This is a genomic window from Gaetbulibacter saemankumensis DSM 17032, from assembly GCF_000425645.1.
Classification (GTDB): domain Bacteria; phylum Bacteroidota; class Bacteroidia; order Flavobacteriales; family Flavobacteriaceae; genus Gaetbulibacter; species Gaetbulibacter saemankumensis.
This window is the reverse complement of record NZ_AUDV01000005.1, coordinates 77,530-94,478: the sequence shown is the minus strand read 5'-3', so window position 1 is coordinate 94,478 and position 16,949 is coordinate 77,530. Positions and strand designations below refer to the sequence as shown.

Sequence of the window (16,949 nt, the reverse complement as noted above, 5' to 3'; positions counted from 1 at the left end):
AAAATCACTATCTTAAAAACTTATTATATATGAAAAATGAAAAAGCTTACTGTTATTTTAATCATTAACTTTATTTTTGCGCATTCGTGCAAACAAGAAATTAAAATGACAGATAGTAACGTGATAATTACACCTCCTAAAGCGAAAAAAATACCGAAAGAATTAGTAATTCATGATGATGTTAGAATAGATAATTATTATTGGTTGAATGATAGAGAAAACCCTGATGTGATTGATTATTTAACAAAAGAAAATGATTACACTAAAGCTACATTGAAACATACAGAGGCATTTCAAAAGACTTTGTTTGAAGAGATGAAAGCTAGAATAAAGGAAGACGATACTTCGGTACCATACAAATTAAATGGTTATTGGTATATTACACGTTATGAAAAGGGTCTGGATTACCCAATTTACTTACGAAAAAAAGAATCTTTAGATGCTCCTGAAGAAATTTTATTCGATTGTAATGACATGGCTAAAGGACATGCGTATTTTAATTTGGGGAGTATTGCAGTGAGTCTAGATAATAAATTAGCTAGTTTTTCTACAGATATTGTTGGAAGACGCCAATATACCATTCAGATAAAAAACTTGGAAACGGGCGAAATATATTCGGATAAAATTACAAACACAACAAGCAGTAGCACTTGGGCAAACGATAACAAAACATTGTTTTATTGTAAAAAGGATGAAGTCACCTTACGATCGGATAAAATTTACAAGCACACATTAGGTGTTAATGATACACAAGATGTCTTAGTTTTTCACGAAGAAGATGAAACCTTTAATACTTTTGTTTACAAGACAAAATCAAGAAAATATATTGTTATTGGTTCGTCCAGCACCTTAACTTCAGAATACCGCTTTTTAAATGCTGATACCCCGAATGATGATTTTAAGGTGTTTCAAAAACGTCAACGAGAACTAGAATATAGCATTGCACACTATGATGATCGTTTTTATGTTATTACGAATAGTGATCATGCTACCAATTTTAAGCTTTTAAAAACACCTGAAACACATACAGAAATGAAATATTGGGAAGAAGTACTTCCGCATAGAAAAGATGTGCTTTTAGAAGATATTGAAATTTTTAAAGACTATTTAGTTGTTAATGAACGGGAAAACGGACTAAACAATCTGCGTATAATAAGTTGGGATGGTACAGAAGATTACTACCTGCCATTCGACAGTGAAACATATACGACCTATATAGGTAACAACCCTGATTTTGACAGTGATGTATTGCGTTATTCTTATAACTCACTAACATCTCCCAGTTCTGTTATAGAATACAATTTTAAAACAAAGAAGAGTGAAATTAAAAAAGAGCAGGAAGTTTTAGGTGGTAAATTTAAAAAGAAAAATTACGAATCTAAACGCGTGTGGGCTACTGCAAGAGATGGAGTTAAAGTACCTATTTCATTAGTTTACAAAAAAGGAGTGAAGTTTGATGGCACAGCGCCATTGCTACAATATGCATATGGATCTTATGGTTCAACAATTGATCCTTCCTTTTCATCAATCAGATTAAGTTTATTAGATAGAGGATTCATTTATGCTATTGCTCATATTCGTGGTGGCGAATATTTGGGGCGTGATTGGTATGAAAATGGAAAACTTTTAACGAAGCGTAATACTTTTTATGATTATATAGATTGTTCAAAATATTTAATCTCAGAAAATTACACATCTGCTAAACATTTATACGCATACGGCGGTTCTGCGGGTGGATTATTAATGGGGGCCATAATTAATATGAATCCGGAATTATATAATGGTGTACTAGCCGCTGTACCTTTTGTAGATGTGGTAACTACGATGCTCGACGATTCTATACCATTAACCACTGGGGAATACGATGAATGGGGGAATCCTAATAACGAAGAGTATTATTTTTATATGAAATCATATTCTCCATACGATAATGTTGAAGCAAGGAACTATCCTAATATGTTGGTGACTACAGGGTTGCATGATTCTCAGGTGCAATACTGGGAACCGGCAAAATGGGTAGCTAAATTAAGGGAGTTAAAGAAGGACAATAATATTTTACTATTACATACAGACATGGATTCAGGTCATGGTGGGGCCTCTGGAAGATTTGAAAGCTTAAAGGAAGTCGCGATGGAATACGCCTTCTTATTAGATTTAGAAGGAATACATGGCTAATTCAAAAAAAAAAATTATTTTTGTCTGGTTTTTGGTTACAAAAATATTTCTTAATATTACTGTAGCTTTTTAAAAAGCATATATGAAACACAGAAATCAAGTTTTTGATAATGTATTAGACTTAGTAGGTAAAACACCACTTATTAAACTAAATAGAATCACGTCTAAGTTTGAAGGTGATTTTTACGCCAAAGTAGAATCTTTTAATCCTGGACATTCTTCAAAAGACCGTATAGCCCTCTACATTATTGAACAAGCTGAAAAAAAAGGAATTCTAAAGCCTGGTGATACAATAATTGAAACAACTTCAGGTAATACTGGGTTTAGTATTGCCATGGTAAGTATAATTAAAGGTTATGAATGTATTTTAGCAGTAAGCTCGAAATCTTCAGCAGATAAAATTGACATGCTGAAAACTATGGGTGCCAAAGTATATGTTTGTCCTGCCCATGTTAGTGCGGACGACCCAAGATCGTACTATGAAGTCGCTAAGCGTTTACATCAGGAAATTAAAGGATCGGTTTACATAAACCAATACTTTAATGAATTAAATATTGATGCGCATTATAACTCCACTGGTCCAGAAATCTGGAATCAGACTGAAGGGGGAATTACACACCTTGTGGCTTGCAGTGGTACCGGAGGAACGATTTCAGGAACCGCAAAGTATTTAAAAGAACAGAACCCAAATATTAAAGTTATAGGTGTAGATGCTTTTGGTTCAGTAATTAAAAAATATCACGAAACCAGAGAATTTGACGCCAAGGAAATATATCCATACAGAATAGAAGGTTTAGGTAAAAACTTAATTCCTACGGCGACTAATTTTGATGTTATAGATGAGTTTGTTAAAGTAACAGACGAAGATAGCGCACACACGGCAAGAGAAATAGCGAGAACCGAAGGCATGTTTGTTGGGTATACTTCGGGTGCTGCTATGCAGGCTATCAAGCAATTGGAAGAGCAAGGTGCGTTTAAAAAAGGAGATAGAGTAGTTGTTATTTTCCCAGATCACGGTTCACGATACATGAGTAAAGTATATAGTGATAAGTGGATGCAGGAACAAGGGTTTTTCGATAGTATTAATGAAGCTGCAGCGCAAGAGATTCAGTACATAAAATAAGATTTATTGATATATTACCAAAGAGATAACAAATTGTATTAAAAGCAAAAGTTATCTCTTTTTTATTTTAGTACATAATTGAATCAATAAAATTATGTACTAATAATTTAAATAATTAGTTTTGCAGAAATCTTAGGACTATAAATATGTGTTAAGATTTTTTTAATGAACATCGATAGGTTAGTCAATTTGATATCCGAAGTTTAATAGCAAATAAAAGTAAATGAAAGATTTATTTGAAAAAATTTATAGAGATAAAGGTCCATTAGGTAAATGGGCGTCACAAGCCGAAGGCTATTTTGTTTTTCCAAAGTTAGAGGGGCAGATTTCCAACAGAATGAAATTTCAGGGAAAAGATGTTATTACTTGGAGTATTAATGATTATTTAGGATTAGCTAACCACCCTGAAATCCGAAAAGTGGATGCGCAAGCGGGTATCGATTATGGATCGGCTTATCCAATGGGAGCGCGCATGATGTCTGGTCATACAGATTTACATGAAACGCTTCAAAATGAATTGGCTGAATTTGTAAACAAAGAAGCGGCTTATTTGTTGAATTTCGGGTATCAAGGTATGGTTTCTACAATTGATGCCTTAGTAACTAAAAATGATATTATTGTTTACGATGTAGATGCACATGCCTGTATTATTGATGGTGTACGTTTACATATGGGTAAACGATTTACTTATAAGCATAACGACGTTGAAAGCTTAGAGAAAAACCTTGAGCGTGCTTCGAAAATGGCCGAGCAAACAGGTGGAGGAATTTTAGTTATTTCTGAAGGTGTTTTTGGTATGCGTGGTGAGCAAGGTCGTTTAAAAGAAATTGCAGCGCTTAAAAAGAAATATAATTTTAGATTCTTAGTTGATGATGCACATGGGTTCGGGACTTTAGGTAAAACGGGAGCTGGAACAGGTGAGGAGCAAGGTGTTCAGGATGATATTGATGTTTACTTTGCAACGTTTGCCAAGTCTATGGCAGGTACTGGAGCTTTTATTGCAGCAGACCAAGAAATTATTGATTATTTAAAATACAACTTACGTTCTCAAATGTTTGCAAAATCATTGCAAATGCAATTAGTTGTAGGGGCAAGGAAACGTCTAGAGATGCTTAAGACGATGCCAGAATTAAAAAATAAACTTTGGGAGAATGTAAATGCCCTTCAATCTGGTCTTAAGGATAGAGGTTTCGATATTGGAACTACACAAAGTTGTGTAACGCCTGTTTATTTAAAAGGTAGTATTCCAGAAGCTATGGCATTAGTTAAGGATTTAAGAGAAAACTTCGGAATATTCTGTTCAATAGTAGTGTATCCAGTAATTCCTAAAGGATTAATTCTTTTAAGATTAATACCAACTGCTACGCATACCCTAGAAGATGTAAATGCAACTTTAGATGCTTTTGACGGTATTAGATCTAAACTTGAAAATGGAACTTATAAACGTTTGTCTGCAGCTGTAATGGAGGCTATGGGAGAATAATAAAAGTCAAGAAATACGATATTAAAAAAAGCACCGTGTATTTAACGGTGCTTTTTTGTTTTTATAAGTCTTTTCTAAAAGTTTTACGGCGTTTCGTAACAGTAGAGTCAAAATGCTTCCAGATTTGCTGTATTGCAAAATTATCATCTAATTCCGGAGTACGAATACAGTATTCAATACCTTTTTCTTTAAATGTTTTATAGTATTCCTTGAAAATTAAGGCGTTAAGTCCTTTGTTTTGATATTCTGGTCGTATTCCAATCAAATAAAACATAACTTGTTTGCTGTTCTTTTTTGCTTGTAAAATATGCCAAAATCCAAATGGAAATAACTTTCCTTTTGCTTTTTGTAGTGCTTTTGCGAAAGAGGGCATTACAATAGAAAAAGCAACAAGCTTATCATCCTTATCTACAATAAATTTAATGTATTCAGGGTTTATGAAACTAATAAATTTCTTTTTAAAATACTCTTTTTGAATGTCCGTTATGGCGACGAATGATGAAAGTTTAGCATAGGTCTCATTAAACAAATCGAACATGCTATCCACATAAGGCATTACATCAGAAGTCTTAGTAAAGTTCAAAGGCTTTACCTGATAACGCTTGGTTATTATTTCAGAAGCCTTTACAAAAAAGTCAGGGTTTACATTTGAAAATGGAAAAATGCTTTCGGCATAACCTTTTTCTATTCGGTAGCCGGCAGCTTCATAATGTTTAACATAATATTCATGGTTATACCAAGTTATCATGGTTGAAATGGTGTCGAAACCTTCCGTCATAACACCTACCTTATCCAAGTTCGAAAATCCAACCGGACCTTCTGTATATCCAAGATTGTTTTCTCTCCCTATACTTTCTACTTTGTCAAATAAAGCCTTAGAAACCTCCAAATCATCTATAAAATCGAACCATCCAAAGCGCATTTTTTTTACACCCTGATCATTAACTTCTAAATGATTTATCATGGCAGCCACCCGACCAACAATTTTTTTGTTTTTATAAGCTAAAAATAACTGAGCATCTGCATTCAAAAAAACAGGATTTTCCTCCTTATCGAAAGTTTTCATTTCCTGACTAATTATAGGGGGTACCCAATACTTTGAGCCTTTATAAAGTGTAAAAGGAAATTTTACAAAAGCTTTGAGGTCTTTCTTCGTTTTAACTTCTTTTAATGTTATCATAAATTATTGATGGGTAGATTTAGTTGAAATCTATCGCTTCGCGTTTTTGTTGTTTTATACTATTGTTTGTGCCAACTCTTTTATTTCTGTTTCTTCGAGAGCGTCTTTTGCCTTCATCTTCAGCGGAGGTTCCATTGTCTATTTCAGGATCTTGATGAAAATCTAAACGATAAGACATGCCAAAGTTAACATTAAAAATCGAAGGAGTGTCTTTTGTGTTCAGAGTTAAAGCCGTATCTAGTTGAAAATTTTTAGACAATAAATAAGCGCCTCCAAAGCGAATTAAGTTATCTGCATAAAAATCGCTTTTAATACCCTGTGTTTCACCAAAAATCACCCATTTAGGACTAAAGGAATGAGTAAGTGTTAATATATATTGAAAATCAGATTGGTCGGTCCCAATTCTATCTTTTATAAAATTCATTACAAATACCCAGCCTCCGTTAAAATTATGTTGTGTTGCAATTAATACTTTTGGACTAAAACCTTCAATTCCATATGCCGTATACGGATTATCTTTTGTATCGTAATTAACTCCGGCATATAAAGATACTGCTGGTATTAACGAGTTCCACTTAAAACTATGATTAGCTTTCCAACTATATAAATTAGGTTTGTCACGCTCGGTATTTTTATACGGATCGTAAATTAAATATTTAGCACCGATAGCTAAAAATTTAAAGTTTGCTCGATCTACTTCCTCTATAATAGTAGTGGCATACGTTTTTGTATCATTTTGATAAGTTCCTTCAATATTTAATTCTAACTGTTCAAAAAACAAGCCATAACGTGCTGCAAAATCAACGCCGAAACCAGAGACTTCATAAGCAGTTGCAGGCGTTCTTTTTTCTTTTAAAAAATAAGGTCCCGCTTCGAATTGTAATACGTTAGTACCTACCGAAAACGCACTTCTAGAAACGCCTGGTCGATTTGAATTAATAACGTCGGTATACTGAGAGAAAGCATTGATACTAAGTAGGCTAATTAAAAAAAACAGTGTAGATTTTACTGGGTTCATAGTATTGTTTTTTATTAATGTAGTAATAACAAGCCTATAAAATAAAGGCTTCTTCACATATTATGGGTGTTCAAAGATAACTTTTTTATAGTTTTTTTATCAGTTTTAGCCCTTTTTTACTCGTATAGAATTGTATTTTTGTGTATAAATTTAATATTATGTTACATCAAGCATCTGTGCCTGGTTTCCTCAGAACAATCTTAATCATACTTCTTATATATTACGGGCTTAAAGTGCTATCAAGACTTTTTGCACCCTTTCTAATAAAATATGCCGCTAAAAAAGCAGAAGAAAAATTTGGCGGGCAGTTTAGTCAATTTCAACAAAAACAGCAGGAATCGATGAAAAAAGAAGGAGAAGTGAGTATTGATAAAATGCCTAACAAAAAATCTTCAAACAAAGAATTGGGTGAATATGTCGATTACGAAGAAATTGACTAATTTTCGCACTCATTGGTTTTTAAAGACATTATATGCAATTTTCTATAAAAAGAATACTTCCACATTTTTTAATCTTAGTTGGTTTCGTAGTAATTTCATTAGCCTATTTTAATCCTGTATTAAAGGGTAAAGAAATATTTCAAAGTGATATCATGCAATATATTGGCATGAGTAAGCAACAAAAGGACTTCCGTGACGCCACAGGTGAGGAAACCTACTGGACAAATAGTGCATTTGCTGGAATGCCAACATATCAATTAGGTGCTAAATATCCACATAATTATATAAAGAAACTAGATTTAACCCTTAGGTTTTTACCAAGACCTGCTGATTATTTGTTTCTATATTTTTTAAGTTTCTATATTTTAATGTTAGTGCTTAAGGTTGATTTTAAATTAGCGGCATTAGGAGCATTAGCGTTTGGCTTTTCTACGTATTTAATAATTATAATAGGGGTTGGGCATAATAGCAAAGCTCATGCTATTGCATATATGCCGCTTGTTTTAAGTGGAATATTACTCACTTTTCAAAGGAAGTACATTGCTGGATTTTTACTAACAGCAATAGCCATGGGGCTTGAAATTGTTGCGAATCATTTTCAAATGACCTACTACTTGATGTTTTTGGTTTTTATTATAGGAGTAGCATTTTTGGTAGATGCCTACAAAAAAGCGGAATTACCACATTTTTTTAAATCTGTGGGTATACTAACTTTAGCCGTCGTGCTTTCTGTAGGTTTAAATGCAACTGGTGTTATGGCAACCAAAGAATATGTAAAAGAGAGCACCAGAGGTAAAACAGAGTTAACAATAAATGAAGATGGCTCACCAAAAGAAGTTACTGCCGGACTTGATAAAGATTATATAACACAGTTTAGTTACGGATTTTCTGAAACATTTAACCTTTTTATTCCAAGGTTTATGGGAGGCGGAAACGGTGAGGACGTAGGCAAAGATTCCGCTACTTATGAGGCTTTCCGAAAATTGGGAGCAACTACATCGCAAGCCGCACAGGAAGCTAAGCGAGCACCTATGTACTGGGGAGAACAGCCTATAGTTGAAGCGCCAGCGTACATTGGCGCTGTTGTCTTGTTTTTATTTGTTCTAGCTTTATTCTTGGTTAAAGGACGCTTAAAATGGTGGCTTGTAGGCGGTACTGTGTTTTCGCTATTGTTATCATACGGTAAAAATTTAGGTTTCCTTACAAATTTCTTTATAGACTATGTGCCGCTCTATAATAAGTTTAGGGCAGTCACTTCTATTCAGGTTATTTTAGAGCTATGCATTCCTGTGCTGGCTGTTTTTGGGTTGGTGAAATTATTTGGTAATGAATACAAAAATCAAGATAAGTTCAGAGCCCTTAAAAAAACAACGCTTATAACAGGAGGTTTAGCTTTACTGTTCTTAATGTTTAAATCTTCATTATTCGATTTTGTTGGAATCAATGATGGTTTTTACAGACAAAATTATGGTCAAGATTTTGTAAATGCTTTAAAGACCGACCGAAGCGCAATTTTTACTGAAGACACTATAAGAACTTTGGTATTAGTAATAATATCTGCGACTCTCATATTTTTCTATTTAAAAGAAAAATTGAACCAACAATGGGTCATTGTCGGATTGACTGCATTGATTTTATTTGATCTAGTAGGTGTTGGTAGACGTTATGTGAATAATGATGATTTTGTTGCTTCAATTGAGGTTAATAAACCATTTAAAGCTAATGCGGTTGATCAACACATATTAAAAGATACTACATATTATAGGGTTTTCGATTTGGTTTCAGGACCATCAAAACCTTCTTATTTTCATAATTCGTTAAGTGGGTATAATGCTGCCGAGTTAAAACGTTATCGGGAAATCTTCGATTGGTATGTGTCGAAAAACAATATTAATATTCTTAATATGCTTAATACCAAGTATATTATAGCGCAAGATGAAAAAGGTAATTTGTTTCCTTATAAAAATGAAGAAGCCAATGGTAATGCCTGGTTTATAAAGGAAATTAATAAAGTGGCCTCGGCAAATGAGGAAATTCAAGTGCTTGATAGTTTGGATAATAAAAATAAAGCTGTGTACACTTTGCAAAAGCATACACAAGTAATTGATGAATTAAAACCTTCATATAAAGTTGACTCTTTAGCAAATATTAAAGTATTGAAGCATGCTCCAAATTATTTAAAATATGAATCTAACAACTCAAATGACGGTTTTGTTGTTTTTTCGGAAATATATTATGGTAATGGCTGGAAAACTTTTTTAGACGGTAAGCCAGTGAATCATATGCGTGTCAATTATACCTTACGTGGTATGCCAGTGCCAGGAGGTAAGCATATTATTGAATTTAAATTTGATCCAGATGTCGTTAAAAATGGGAGTCGCATAGCTTTAGCTAGTTCTTTGTTATTAGCTGTATTGCTAATAATAGGTTTACTCTATGCGTTTAAAAATAAATCAGCAAAAATTGCGTAAAAAGGCACTCATAATAGCGTATTATTGGCCACCTGCAGGAGGGCCGGGTGTGCAGAGGTGGTTGAAGTTTGTTAAATATCTGCCTGATTTTAACATTGAACCCATTGTTTACATCCCTGAGAACCCGAATTACCCATTGATAGATAAAAGTTTGACGGATGAAGTTTCTCAAGATCTAAATATTTTAAGATACCCAATAAAGGAACCTTATAAGTTAGCGGGGTTGTTTTCTAAGAAATCGACAGATACGATTAGTAAGGGTATTATCTCTAATCCGAAGAAGCAAAATTTAATTGAAAAGTTACTACTATTTATAAGAGGTAATTTTTTTATTCCAGACGCCAGAAAATCTTGGGTAAAGCCTTCGGTAAATTATTTGTTGGAATACATTAAAAAAGATCCTATCGATGTCGTTATAACAACGGGGCCTCCTCATAGCTTGCATTTGATTGGTTTAGAATTAAAGAGACAGCTTAATCTAAGATGGATAGCTGATTTTAGGGACCCATGGACAACCATCGGTTATCATAAGCAGTTAAAACTGACAAAATACGCCAGAGAAACACATAAAGCATTAGAAAAAACTGTTTTAAACACAACCGATCAAATTATCGTGACCAGTCATGCTACAAAAAAAGAATTTGAATCATTAACCACCAAACCAATTGAGGTTATTACTAATGGTTATGATTATGAAACTGTAGGAGCAACAACTCTTGATGAAAAATTCAGTATTTCTCATATAGGGTCATTATTATCAGATCGAAATCCTGAAGTACTTTGGCGTGTGTTAGGTGATATCATTCTAGAAAATCAATCCTTTTCAGAGGACTTACAGTTAAATTTTGTTGGTGCTATTAGTGAAGACATACTCAAATCTATTAATCTTTTTGATTTAAGTGATTATGTAAATAATGTTGGTTATGTTTCACACAATGAAGCAATTATTTTCCAGAAAAAATCTCAAATATTACTCCTGGTAGAGATTAATTCTGAAGACACAAAATGTATTATTCCTGGCAAATTGTTTGAGTATATGGTTTCAAGTCGCCCAATAATGGCTATAGGTCCAAAAAACTCAGATGTTGAAATTATTATTCAGCAAACCAACACGGGGAAATACTTTTATTATGACGATTACGATTCGTTAAAATCAATTATTTTAGAGCATTACGAATCTTATAAAAACAATAATTTACAAGTGCATCCAATAGGTTTGCAAAAGTATAGTAGAAAGAATCTAACGGAGACCTTATCTAAACTGATTTAATGGGAGTTGTTGCATCGCAATCTTTTAAAAATGTTATTTCAACCTATTTAGGCTTTTTTATAGGAGCCATTAATACGCTATTTCTTTACACTAAATTCCTAAGTGATGAATACTACGGCATGGTTGGTTATATGTTGTCTTTAGCATATGTAATAATGCCTATCATGGCATTTGGCACACATAATACGATTGTTAAGTTTTATTCAGTTTTTAAGACAAAAAAAACACTTAATAGTTTTTTGACCTTGATGTTGTTTCTCCCAATGGTTTTAATTATTCCAATTACATTAATTGGATATTTTAGCTACGAGAGTATTGGAGAATTTTTATCTTCAAAAAACACTATCATTAAAAGTTATCTATTACATACTTTAATAATTGCTGTATCCTTGGCTTATTTTGAAATCTTCTTTGCTTGGGCTAAAGTGCAAATGAAAACAGTTTTTGGGAATTTCATGAAGGAAGTTTTTCACCGAGTAGGAGCCATGGTACTGTTATTCTTATTGTTTTTAGATGTCTTGGATGTAGAAGGGTTTATGGTAGGCTTGGTTGTTGTATATGTGTTAAGAATGGTAATTATGAAAATATTTGCCTTTTTTGTTTATCATCCCGTTTTTATAGTATCTAAACTAATTAATCTCAAGGAGGTGCTGAGTTACTCATTTTTAATAATTATAGCAGGTTCGATTGCGACTATTTTATTAGATGTTGATAAGGTGATGCTTGGACATTATATTCCTATAGAAGAAATAGCCTATTATAATGTCGCTATATTTATAGCTGCTGTTATAGCTGTTCCACAACGCTCTATGCATCAGATATTACTACCACTTTCAGCACAATATATCAATAACAAAGATATTGATTCGCTAGATGATTTAGCTAAAAGAAGCTCCATTACATTGTTTTTAATTAGTGGCTTAATATTTATATTAATAATCACTAATATCAAACAACTATATCATATTATACCAGAAGAATTCAGTAACGCTTTATTCGTTGTTTTTATAATTAGCCTAGCTAAACTTTATGATGCTTTATTAGGAAGCAACAATGCTATCCTATTTAATAGTGATTACTACAGAATGGTTTTATTTCTCGGCGTTATACTTGTTGTGTTGATGGTGATTTTAAATATTATTTTTATTCCTTTATTTGGAATAAATGGAGCTGCTTTAGCGACCTTTTTAGCTATGTTTGTCTATAATACTATTAAGTTGTTTTTTGTTTATAGGAAGTTTAAGATAATTCCATTTACAATGGCCACCGTTAAGATTGGAGGACTTATACTTAGTAGTATATTAATCTTTTATTTTTGGGATTTTAACTTTCATCCTATTTTAAATATAGCTTTAAAATCTAGTTTAATAGGAGGGGTGTATCTTTTTGTAATTCATAAATTTAAATTATCTGAAAACATCTCTAATTTTTTAGATAAATTCATAAAACTTAATTAAAACAGAAAGCCCTTCATTGTTGCTTTGAGGCATACATTAAGAAGGGCTTTCCAAACTAACCAACCAAAATTTTAAAATCGTCTAGTATTAACGTTACGAGACTTTGTATTATTATTTCTACTAATGCTCTTGTTTTTATAAACAGCCTGATTGCTTCTTGTAGGTCTAGAAACAGAATTTCTCTGTTTACTATAATTTGAACTTTGTTGAGCTACCTTTGGCGCATTTCTAGAAATTGTTTTGCTTTTATGATATGTACGAGAATTATAAGTATTTGGTTTTTTTGTCTCTATATTTTTTTGTCCTCGATACTGATTACTCATTCTTGAATTGTTCTGCGAAGAAATAGTTCTTCGACTCGATTCCTTTGAAGTGCTGTTTCTATTTGATTTGTAATTATTGTTTCCCTTGTATTTATTAGTATTTCCAACTCTAGAGCTGTGATTGTTGTGGTTTGAAACCGTTGTTCTCCCTGCGTTATTATAAATAGCTGTTTTATTTCTTGGATTCCTGTTTACCGTTGCATACTTCTTGTTCCTTACGATTCTATCACCATGTCTTAGTGAGACGGCTGTTCTCGGTCTGTAATTATTGTAAAAAGGTCTCTCATATCTGTATCGAACTGGATGATAATATTGTCTATACGGTCTGTTATAAACAATACAATGGTTGCGAGAAGGTACTCTATAATATCTATGCCAAGGTCTGTAGATATAACCTCTATTATAAACGTTTATATACCCGGTACAATGAGAAAATACTCTGTAATTATTATAGTGTACATATAGACCGCCAACGCGTGAAACATAACCATAATTATTATAATTTATATTTACATTACCCACCTGATTAACACGTCCGTAATAATCATAATAAATTGGAATATTTTCTATTTGAATTATGGCTCCGAATTCATCGTATTGCACATAAGGATTGTAATCGTAACCCGAATTAAAACTAACATTAACATTAGGTGTTCCAATAGAAACACTTAAATTTGAATTGTTTCGCAATATGTTAAAATCGAATTGTCCATCAGGAAAAACAGAGAATTCAATACCACCTTCTAAAAATATGAAAGAATTTCCATAGCCTCTATTGTATGTCGTGGATACCTGGCTAGATTCGATAACTGAAGTGGCGTTTAAAATAAAGCTATTTAAAGCGAACGCAACTAATAAAAACATAATCTTTCTCATAATAACTTGTTTTAAAGTGATACGCTAGGTTGATTACAAACAGCGTGCCAAAAACAAAATCGTTAATCTATGAGAATGAGTAAATATATTGTAATTACTTTATTATGAGTTGCTTATTGTTTTTGTCAGTAAGTTTTAAAATCATAATTTTTCTTTTAAATATGCCCCAATCACCGATTCTTTATTAGTAATAATTTCTTCAGGCGTGCCAAAAGCGATTAAATTTCCTCCGTGCTCACCGCCTTTAGGTCCGAGATCTATAATATGATCTGCACATTTAATAAGTTCAATATTATGTTCTACAACAATAATAGAATGCCCTATTTGGATTAAAGCATTAAACGATTTTAGTAATTTCTTAATATCATGAAAATGTAACCCCGTAGTTGGTTCATCAAAGATAAACAAGGCTTTTTCCTTAGTTGAGCCTTTCCCTAGAAAGGTCGCAAGCTTAATGCGCTGTGCTTCACCTCCAGATAAGGTAGAAGAACTTTGTCCTAATGTAACGTATCCTAAACCAACATCTTGTAAAGGCTGTAACTTGTTTTTTATTTTAGACTGTTTATGGGTTTCAAAAAATGTTATAGCGTCATCAATAGTCATATTTAAAATGTCGTCTATATTTTTATTCTCAAAAGTGACTTCAAGCACTTCCTTTTTAAAGCGCTTTCCTTTACAAGTCTCACATTCCAAATGTACATCGGCCATAAATTGCATTTCAATAGTAACTTCACCTTCACCTTTACAAGTCTCACAGCGTCCGCCGTCTACGTTAAATGAAAAATGCTTAGCCTTGTAGTTTCGAATTAAACTTAACTTTTGTTTCGAGAATAAATTTCTTATGTCATCATAAGCCTTAATATAGGTAACGGGATTTGAACGCGATGAACGGCCAATAGGGTTCTGGTCTACAAATTCAATATGTTTTATATTTCCAAAATTCCCTTCCAACGAAGTAAACTGCCCTGGCTTATCACTAAAATCGGTTAGTTTTTTCTGTAAAGCAGGAAATAATATTTTTTTAACCAATGTGCTTTTTCCACTACCAGAAACCCCTGTAACCACAGTTAGCATGCCTAAAGGGAATTTAACATTTATATTTTGTAAATTATTTTCGCGGGCTCCTACAATTTCTACGTAATATTTAGTAGTTCTTCTGGATTTTGGTGTATCAATTTTTAATTGCTCGTTTAAGTATTGAGCGGTTAAAGAAGACGAATTTAAGATGTCTGAAAACGTGCCGTTAGCAACCACAGTCCCTCCAAAGGTCCCTGCTTCAGGACCAATATCGATAATGGTGTCAGCCGCTTTCATAATATCTTCATCATGCTCAACTACAATTACAGTGTTTCCTAAATCACGTAATTGTTTCAATACCATAATTAACCGCTCCGTATCTTTCGGATGCAAACCAATACTAGGTTCGTCTAATATGTACATTGATCCTACAAGACTACTTCCTAGAGAAGTTGCGAGGTTTATGCGCTGACTTTCACCACCTGAAAGGGAGTTTGATTTCCTATTAAGCGTTAAATAATCTAGTCCCACGTTAGCTAAAAAAGTTAAGCGGTTATTAATTTCTTTAAGCAGTCGATTAGCAATTTTCGTATCGTATTCATTTAATTTAAGTTCATTAAAAAAATGCGCTAATCGATCTAAAGGCATTTCTACCAAATCTGTTATGGTAGCTCCGTTAATTTTCACATAATTAGCCTCAGCCCTTAAACGCTTCCCATTACAGGTTTTGCATTTGGTTTTTCCTCGGTAACGTGAGAGCATTACGCGGTTTTGAATTTTGTAGGCCTTGGCTTCTAATTCAGAAAAGAAAGAATTTAACCCTTCAAAATATTGATTTCCGTTCCAAATGAGTTCTTTTTGCTCTTGACTTAGTTTAAAGAATGGTTTATGAATTGGGAAATCAAATTTATGAGAATTATTTACTAACTGATCCCGATACCAACTCATACTTTCACCGCGCCATGGGAAAATCGCATTTTCATAGATTGACAATCCGGTATTCGGAACCACTAAATCTTCATCAATACCTACAATGTCACCATAACCTTCACATTTAGGGCAAGCTCCATAAGGATTATTAAAACTAAAAAGGTGTACATTGGGCTCTAGAAAACTGATGCCATCAAGTTCAAACTTATTACTAAAATGTCTTTGATCACTATTAGATAAGCTTTCAACGTAACATTCACCTTTTCCTTCAAAAAAGGCTGTCTGGATAGAATCTGCTAAACGATTATAGAAATCTTCATCATTCTTGGTGATTACACGGTCTACTACCAAAAAAACAGAAGCGTTATCATCAATAGTCGAAATTTCATCTATTCTCTGAATGTTTCCATTTACTTTTATTCTAGCGTATCCTTGCTGATTGAGTGTTTTAAGTTTATCTTCCATACTGCGCCCTGATTCTAAATGAATAGGAGCGAGGAGTAGAAGTTTTTCCTGCTCGGGAAATACTTTAAAATAGTTTAAAACATCAGTTACAGTATCTTTCTTTACTTCTAGCCCCGAAACAGGTGAATATGTTTTGCCAATACGAGCAAAAAGAAGTTTTAGGTAATCGTATATTTCGGTGGTGGTTCCTACTGTTGATCTTGGATTAGTGGAATTCACTTTTTGCTCTATAGCTATTGCTGGCGCAATACCTTTAATGTAATCAACTTTCGGTTTATTTAGCCGACCTAGAAATTGTCGGGCATAACTGGAAAGGCTTTCAACATAACGTCTTTGCCCTTCTGCATACAAAGTATCAAACGCTAAACTCGACTTTCCTGAGCCAGACAAACCTGTTATAACGACTAGTTTGTTTCTAGGAATAACAACATCTATGTTTTTTAAATTGTGCAACTTTGCACCTTTTATAATGATATTTTCTTTTGGATTTACTTCTAAAATATTAGCATTCATAGGTTGTGATAACGTAATTTAACAAAGATACTATAAGTATTTTTTCTGCTGAGTTTAATTCAAGCTAAAAATAATATTATCGCTTACTTTATGTTTTAGTACTCAAAGATTTTTGAACATGTGTTTTTTGTTAATTTTAGAATAAATCATAAAAAATAGTTTATTTTTTTGCTTTTTTGCTTAGATTGTTCATATATTTGAATAACAA

The 16,949-nt window shown here is 33.0% G+C and carries 11 protein-coding genes; 7 read left to right on the top strand and 4 right to left on the bottom strand.

What is annotated here, in order from left to right:
• The first annotated feature begins 36 nt into the window (after positions 1–36).
• From H611_RS0100470 to H611_RS0100460, 3 genes are all read left to right on the top strand, one after another.
• A complete protein-coding gene (locus H611_RS0100470; protein WP_084158108.1) occupies positions 37–2,175 on the top strand; it encodes a S9 family peptidase in 2,139 nt (712 codons plus the stop codon).
• A gap of 82 nt (positions 2,176–2,257) precedes the next feature.
• Positions 2,258–3,298 carry a PLP-dependent cysteine synthase family protein gene (locus tag H611_RS0100465; RefSeq protein ID WP_027136497.1) on the top strand — a complete coding sequence of 347 codons (1,041 nt, stop codon included), beginning with the start codon at positions 2,258–2,260 and terminating at the stop codon, positions 3,296–3,298.
• 223 nt (positions 3,299–3,521) lie between these two features.
• On the top strand, positions 3,522–4,781 hold the full coding sequence (locus H611_RS0100460) for an aminotransferase class I/II-fold pyridoxal phosphate-dependent enzyme (protein ID WP_027136496.1): 1,260 nt from the start codon (positions 3,522–3,524) through the stop codon (positions 4,779–4,781).
• Between the two features lie 61 nt (positions 4,782–4,842).
• Here the strand turns inward: H611_RS0100460 and H611_RS0100455 are convergent, their stop codons facing one another.
• Positions 4,843–5,961 carry a hypothetical protein gene (locus tag H611_RS0100455; RefSeq protein WP_027136495.1) on the bottom strand — a complete coding sequence of 373 codons (1,119 nt, stop codon included), beginning with the start codon at positions 5,959–5,961 and terminating at the stop codon, positions 4,843–4,845.
• Between the two features lie 19 nt (positions 5,962–5,980).
• A complete protein-coding gene (locus H611_RS0100450; protein ID WP_027136494.1) occupies positions 5,981–6,979 on the bottom strand; it encodes a transporter in 999 nt (332 codons plus the stop codon).
• 158 nt (positions 6,980–7,137) lie between these two features.
• On the opposite strand from H611_RS0100450, the gene H611_RS0100445 reads away from it, so the two are divergent.
• From H611_RS0100445 to H611_RS0100430, 4 genes are read left to right on the top strand one after another with little or no spacing between them, the layout of a single operon-like run.
• Complete coding sequence (locus H611_RS0100445) at positions 7,138–7,419, top strand: DUF4834 family protein (RefSeq protein WP_027136493.1); 282 nt, start codon at positions 7,138–7,140, stop codon at positions 7,417–7,419.
• Positions 7,420–7,451: 32 nt separating this feature from the next.
• Entirely contained in the window at positions 7,452–9,890 is a 2,439-nt protein-coding gene (locus H611_RS0100440) for a YfhO family protein (protein ID WP_027136492.1), read from the top strand.
• Entirely contained in the window at positions 9,856–11,160 is a 1,305-nt protein-coding gene (locus H611_RS0100435) for a glycosyltransferase (RefSeq protein WP_035483092.1), read from the top strand. Before H611_RS0100440 ends, H611_RS0100435 begins: the two co-directional genes overlap by 35 nt.
• Positions 11,160–12,617 carry an oligosaccharide flippase family protein gene (locus tag H611_RS0100430; protein ID WP_027136490.1) on the top strand — a complete coding sequence of 486 codons (1,458 nt, stop codon included), beginning with the start codon at positions 11,160–11,162 and terminating at the stop codon, positions 12,615–12,617. The genes H611_RS0100435 and H611_RS0100430 overlap by 1 nt, the downstream gene beginning before the upstream one ends.
• A gap of 71 nt (positions 12,618–12,688) precedes the next feature.
• Here the strand turns inward: H611_RS0100430 and H611_RS0100425 are convergent, their stop codons facing one another.
• The gene (locus H611_RS0100425; RefSeq protein WP_027136489.1) at positions 12,689–13,816 is read right to left on the bottom strand and encodes a hypothetical protein; all 1,128 of its coding nucleotides are present in this window, start codon (positions 13,814–13,816) and stop codon (positions 12,689–12,691) included.
• A gap of 141 nt (positions 13,817–13,957) precedes the next feature.
• Positions 13,958–16,741 carry an excinuclease ABC subunit UvrA gene (gene uvrA / locus H611_RS0100420; RefSeq protein WP_027136488.1) on the bottom strand — a complete coding sequence of 928 codons (2,784 nt, stop codon included), beginning with the start codon at positions 16,739–16,741 and terminating at the stop codon, positions 13,958–13,960.
• Positions 16,742–16,949: the final 208 nt, after the last annotated feature.

Excerpts from the sequence above, each read along its gene's own strand:
- H611_RS0100435 (WP_035483092.1), top strand. The coding sequence starts at position 9,856 with ATGCGTTTAAAAATAAATCAGCAAAAATTGCGTAAAAAGGCACTCATA.
- H611_RS0100465 (WP_027136497.1), top strand. The coding sequence starts at position 2,258 with ATGAAACACAGAAATCAAGTTTTTGATAATGTATTAGACTTAGTAGGT.
- H611_RS0100460 (WP_027136496.1), top strand. The coding sequence starts at position 3,522 with ATGAAAGATTTATTTGAAAAAATTTATAGAGATAAAGGTCCATTAGGT.
- H611_RS0100425 (WP_027136489.1), bottom strand. The coding sequence starts at position 13,816 with ATGAGAAAGATTATGTTTTTATTAGTTGCGTTCGCTTTAAATAGCTTT.
- uvrA (WP_027136488.1), bottom strand. The coding sequence starts at position 16,741 with ATGAATGCTAATATTTTAGAAGTAAATCCAAAAGAAAATATCATTATA.
- H611_RS0100440 (WP_027136492.1), top strand. The coding sequence starts at position 7,452 with ATGCAATTTTCTATAAAAAGAATACTTCCACATTTTTTAATCTTAGTT.
- H611_RS0100455 (WP_027136495.1), bottom strand. The coding sequence starts at position 5,961 with ATGATAACATTAAAAGAAGTTAAAACGAAGAAAGACCTCAAAGCTTTT.
- H611_RS0100430 (WP_027136490.1), top strand. The coding sequence starts at position 11,160 with ATGGGAGTTGTTGCATCGCAATCTTTTAAAAATGTTATTTCAACCTAT.
- H611_RS0100450 (WP_027136494.1), bottom strand. The coding sequence starts at position 6,979 with ATGAACCCAGTAAAATCTACACTGTTTTTTTTAATTAGCCTACTTAGT.
- H611_RS0100445 (WP_027136493.1), top strand. The coding sequence starts at position 7,138 with ATGTTACATCAAGCATCTGTGCCTGGTTTCCTCAGAACAATCTTAATC.
- H611_RS0100470 (WP_084158108.1), top strand. The coding sequence starts at position 37 with ATGAAAAAGCTTACTGTTATTTTAATCATTAACTTTATTTTTGCGCAT.